Genomic DNA, 5034 nt, shown 5'->3' with positions numbered 1-5034 from the left:
CCCGAACTGATCGCTTCGCTGTCTGCTGCCGGCCATCGCCTCGCCGTCGTCACCAGCAAGCCCCTCCCCCATGCTGGCCCGATCATCGCCCACCTGCCCTTCGGCCACTTCTTCGAGCGCGTCTACGCACCCGACCTGTCCACTGCGCACAGCGAGAAGGCCACGATGATCGCCGCCGCGCTCGCCGACTTCGACCAGCCGGCCGAAGACACGATCATGATCGGCGACCGTCTTTACGACATGGAAGGCGCCGTCGCCAATGGCGTGCGGGGCATCGGCGTGCTCTGGGGCTTTGGCGATCGCCGAGAGCTGGAAGGCGCGGGCGCGTGGAAGATTGCCGACAAGCCGGCCGATATCGCGACGTACACCGCCGCGGTCATGGCCGATTAACCCCCGCAACGGTAGAAGCAACGTTCCTCACAAATCAGGCTGGCGCGTCATGCAGGGTATCGGTCGGCTCCTTGTTCTCGCCTTGATCGCCGCCAGCCCGGCGCATGCATCGGAGGGGCCGCAACCGCTGCCCCTCCCTTTGCCGGTTCCGGCGCCGCGCGATGTTCCTTTCAAGGGGAGCATCGGGCTCGCCGTCGACGCGACGGACACGGCGCAACGTATCTATCGCGTGCGCGAATCGATACCCGTTCAGTCGGACGGACCCATGACTCTCCTCTACCCACAGTGGGAAACGGGAAGCCATGCGCCGACAGCGTCGGCCACCGCGCTGGCCGGGCTCGTCATCCATGCGCAAGGTCGGCCACTCACATGGCAACGCGACACGGTGAATCCGTTCGCTTTCCATCTGGACATTCCTTCCGGCGTGACCACGCTCGATGTCGTTTTCGAGTTCCTGTCGCCCTTCTCCGCGCGACAAGGCTTGGTGAGTGCGACGCCAGACATCGTCACCGTTCCGTGGCAGAGCGTGGTTCTCTACCCTGCCGGTTGGTTCGTGCGGAACATTCCGGTGACGGCACGACTGACGCTGCCGCCAGGTTTTGGATACGTCACCGCGCTCGAAAGCCGGCCCGGAAGTTCCGTTGAGTTCAACACGACATCCCTGGAAGCGCTGGTCGACTCGCCCGTCTTCGCAGGCCGGCACGTCGAGCGATATGAACTTGCTGCGGCGGGCGACGCGCCGGTGCGACTGACCACCCTCGGCGGGAACCCCGATGACGTAACCGTGGACGCGAAGGAACAGGAACGGCTGCGCGCGATGGTGCAACAAGCACGCAAGCTGTTGCCGACGCGTCACTACGACCACTACGATTTCATGCTGGCCCTCAGCGACACCCTGCCCGGCCCGGGAGGCATCGAGCAGGCGCAGTCCAGCAGCAACGTGCTTCCTCCGGATTTCTTCCGGAACAACGCAAACTACCTTGTCGACCGCGATCTGCTCGCTCACGAATTCGTGCACTCGTGGAACGGCCGTTACCGCCAGCCCGCCGACCTGTGGTCGGCTACGTTCAACGAGCCCATGCGCGGCAGTCTGCTCTGGGTCTATGAAGGCCAGACGGAATTCTGGGGCCGCGTGCTCGCCGCGCGCGCTGGGTTGCGCAGCAGACAAGAGACCCTCGATGCGCTCGCGGTGGGTGCAGCCGGTGTCCTTGGCCAGAGCGGGCGTGAGTGGAAGTCCCTGCAGGACAGTACCAACGATCCCCTGATCGCCGCGGGCCATCCACTCTCATGGCGCGACTGGCAACGACGCGAGGACTACTACGGCGAAGGGGTTTTCCTCTGGCTCGCCGTCGATGCCGAGATCCGTAAGAAAACGGGCGACAAGAAGAGCCTCGACGATTTCGCACGTGACTTCTTCGGCAGCGGCCAGGAGGGCGACATGACGACGTCGACATACACCTTCGACGATGTTTGCACAGCCCTTCAACGCGTCGCCGCAAACGACTGGCCAACCTTTCTGCGCTCCCGCCTCGACAGCCATGACGCGGCCCGTGTAACGGATGGCCTGGAACAGGAGGGCTACCGTCTCGTTTTCGATGCCACTCCTGGCGAGTATTTCCGGCAAAGTGAAATCGACGCCGGTGCCCGCGACTTCTCCAGCGCCATTGGCCTCACCGTCGGCAAGGGCGGCATCGTAAAAGCCGTGTCGTGGAACGGCCCGGCGTTCCACATGGGCTTCGCTCCAGGTGCACGCATCGATGCGGTGAACGGGGTCGCCTATCGACCTGAGTTGCTCGAAGATGCGCTCAAGGCGGCGCGGCCCAGCCCTGTACGGCTGACGACAACGACGGACGGGAGGACATCCACTGTCGCCATACAACCGGCGGGACCGCTCCGCTATCCGCATCTTCAACGCATCGAGGGCACGCCGGACCGCCTCAGCGCACTGCTTGCCGCCCGGCGCTAGTCGGTTGTCACGCCGGGTGTCGATGGCACGGGCTGGAGTTGACGAACCGCCTGGGTAAACGACGGCAACAGCAGACGGTTGGCAAAGCCGCTCAGGTGGTCGCCGTCGAACATCAGTGGTTTGCCGTCGAGAAGGCCATTGCACTCTGCGCCCACCGGGCAAAGCAGCGGGAAGGGATCCCAGACAGCCGAGCCGGGCACCTGGCCTGCCAGCGAATGAATCGAGGCGAGCATCGGTGCGCGAAGGTGCTCGAACTCGGCTCGGTTCACCGTGGTGCCGTCCGCACACACCGGGTTACTCGCCGTCCACACGTCCGCGCAACGGAACAGGGGTGCTTTCAACACCAGGTTCGGCGCCTCGATCATCGGGCGCRCGCCGGTGGCCCGGATACGCTGGAGAATCTTCGCCCCCTCCAGCACGGCGGCATCGCGTTCTTTCGCCGCGGCATCGCCGAAGACGAGTTCCTGCATGCCCTCCTGAGGCAGGCGAGYCCACTGGTCCACAAATCGCGGTACGCGCAGCGAAGGCATGAACACCACGTCGCCCGCGCGCAACCGAGGCAACATGTCCTCCAACGCCTGTCCCGCCACCTTGGCGCAATGAGGCATGCGGTCACGCCAGGGTTGCAGGCTCAGGAAGGGGCATCCGCCATTGTTGTAGAGCATCACCTGCGCGCCGGTATCCAGCACGTAGTCACTGAACATCGTGCCATAGGCCATGGCGTGCGAGTCACCAATGGCGAACACCCGGGGCGCGGTCACCGGTCCGCGACAGGCCTTGCGTTCGAAGACGACACGAAAGCCATCGCCGACGGGTACGGGCGTCGGCGTTACCGAACAACCTGAGGCATTGGTGATGACCGGCTTCTTCGACGGATACCAGTCATCGGCGTGACGCGCGACGGCACTGATCGAGAGCACCGGCTGGCGTCGAGCCACCCAACCACTGATCCACATGCCCGCATAGAGCGCCACGACACCACAGGCGACCACGGCAATGCGCGGCATGATCTTGAATCGGTGCGCGCGGCGCACGGTCGTCTCGACATAACGCCAGGACAGCACGGACAGGATCACCGCGATCGCCACGGCGGCGACGCGCGTGGCCAACGAACCGGTGCCTACCGTCCAGCGGAACAGCACGAATACCGGCCAGTGCCACAGGTAAAGCGAATACGACAGCCGACCGATCCGGAGCATCGGATGCCAGGTCAGCGCGCGCACGAGCGGARAATCCATCGGGCGTCCGTGCAACAGCCCGAGCAAGGCGGCGGTCGCCAGCACCGGAAGCACGGCGCCCGGCGCGGGGAACCTGGTCGGCTGCGATGTGATCAGGCTTACCAACAAGCCGATCGACGCGAGGGCTACCGCCGGCAACAACCAGCGTGGCGTCACCGGGTCGAAGGCGTCAAAACGCCGCCCCGCCATCGACATACCAAGATAGAGCACGACGCCCACCGCCAGTTCCCAGAACCTACTGGGCAGCAGATAGAAAGCCGCGGAAGGATCGGTGGAACCCAGCTGCACGGCCTGCACGAACGACCACGCCCCGCCGATGACGAACAGACCGGTAACGACGCCGCGCCAACGCCCGCGAAAACTCCATAGCCAGAACAACGCCGGGAACAGCAGGTAGAACTGCTCCTCTACACCCAGCGACCACGTGTGCGTGTACGGGTTGTATTCGGAGATCGGCGAAAAGTAATCGTTATTGTGCTGCGCCAGGATCACGTTGCCGAAGCCGAAGAACGCGAACTTTCCCGTGCGTTGGTTGCCGTCGCYCAACCACGCGTCGGGGATGAAGACCGCCGCGACCAGTCCGGTGACCAGCAGGCAGACGATAAGCGCAGGGGCGATGCGCAGCATGCGCCGGGACAAGAAGTAGGTGATGAACGAAGGAAGCGACGTGCGCTCACGCTCACCCACCGAAGCCGCCACGACAAAGCCCGAAATCACGAAGAAAATATCAACGCCCGCGAACCCGCCCGGCAACCATGCCGGATTCAGGTGGTACAGCACGACCGCAATGACCGCGATCGCTCGCAGTCCATCGACGTACGGGAGGTACGCGTGGCGTTGGGGGGTCGACGTCATGAACAGTGGCTTCGGAGCGCGGAGGGACAAGGTTACCAGAGGGACCGCGCGGCTGAAGAAGATGCCGTGTAGTCCTGCGCCTCCCCAGAACTATCTCAAAGCCATCAAGCGGTTCCGGGAGCAAGGTGGCGAGAACCGCGCTGTCGGCGAAAACGCTAAACGCACGCTCTAATGACCACCTGTCGTACACCAACCCGCTGGCACGAGGGCGCGACGTTGGAGGTTATCGCTCTGGAGTTGTCATCCCTAACTTAACGAATCCCCTCGTGGGGACTCAGCCAGAAAAAAGGAAGACAGCCCATGGTGACTCGAACCCGTTCTTTGGTGGTCGCTTGTGTCTCAATCGTCGCGTTCGCGTACGGAAGTAGCACGGCCGCGCGCGTATTACAGTCTGGTGAACGACTCGTCGCTGGCGAGATAATGTACTCCGACGAAGGTCGCTATCTGGCCACGCTCCAACACGACGGCAACTTTGTCGTCTACCGGAACACAACGCCACTGCGGCCGATCTGGTCGACGAACACTACCGGGCGCGGCGCGGTGATGGCCGACATGCAGGGAGACGGCAACTTCGTTCTTTATGAC

At 63.8% G+C, this 5034-nt stretch carries 4 protein-coding genes; 3 read left to right on the top strand and 1 reads right to left on the bottom strand.

The window, feature by feature from the left end; all coding sequences use genetic code 11:
* Together AC1DT2_RS15555 and AC1DT2_RS15550 are read left to right on the top strand one after the other, a co-directional pair.
* Positions 1-390, top strand: a 390-nt coding sequence (locus tag AC1DT2_RS15555; RefSeq protein ID WP_477297291.1) for an HAD hydrolase-like protein, incomplete at its 5' end; no start/stop codon positions are given.
* A 49-nt stretch (positions 391-439) separates the two neighbouring features.
* On the top strand, positions 440-2356 hold the full coding sequence (locus AC1DT2_RS15550) for a M61 family metallopeptidase (RefSeq protein ID WP_477297290.1): 1917 nt from the start codon (positions 440-442) through the stop codon (positions 2354-2356).
* Here the strand turns inward: AC1DT2_RS15550 and AC1DT2_RS15545 are convergent.
* Positions 2353-4449, bottom strand: coding sequence for an acyltransferase family protein (locus tag AC1DT2_RS15545; protein ID WP_477297289.1), 2097 nt, complete (start codon positions 4447-4449; stop codon positions 2353-2355). The two genes, AC1DT2_RS15550 and AC1DT2_RS15545, sit on opposite strands and share 4 nt — an antisense overlap.
* Before the next feature lie 300 nt (positions 4450-4749).
* Here AC1DT2_RS15545 and AC1DT2_RS15540 point away from each other — a divergent pair.
* On the top strand, positions 4750-5034 hold a 285-nt coding region (locus AC1DT2_RS15540; RefSeq protein WP_477297288.1), incomplete at its 3' end, for a hypothetical protein.

The organism is Luteibacter sp. P4_E6 (genome assembly GCF_056401535.1).
This window is presented reverse-complemented; position numbering and strand designations above follow the sequence as displayed.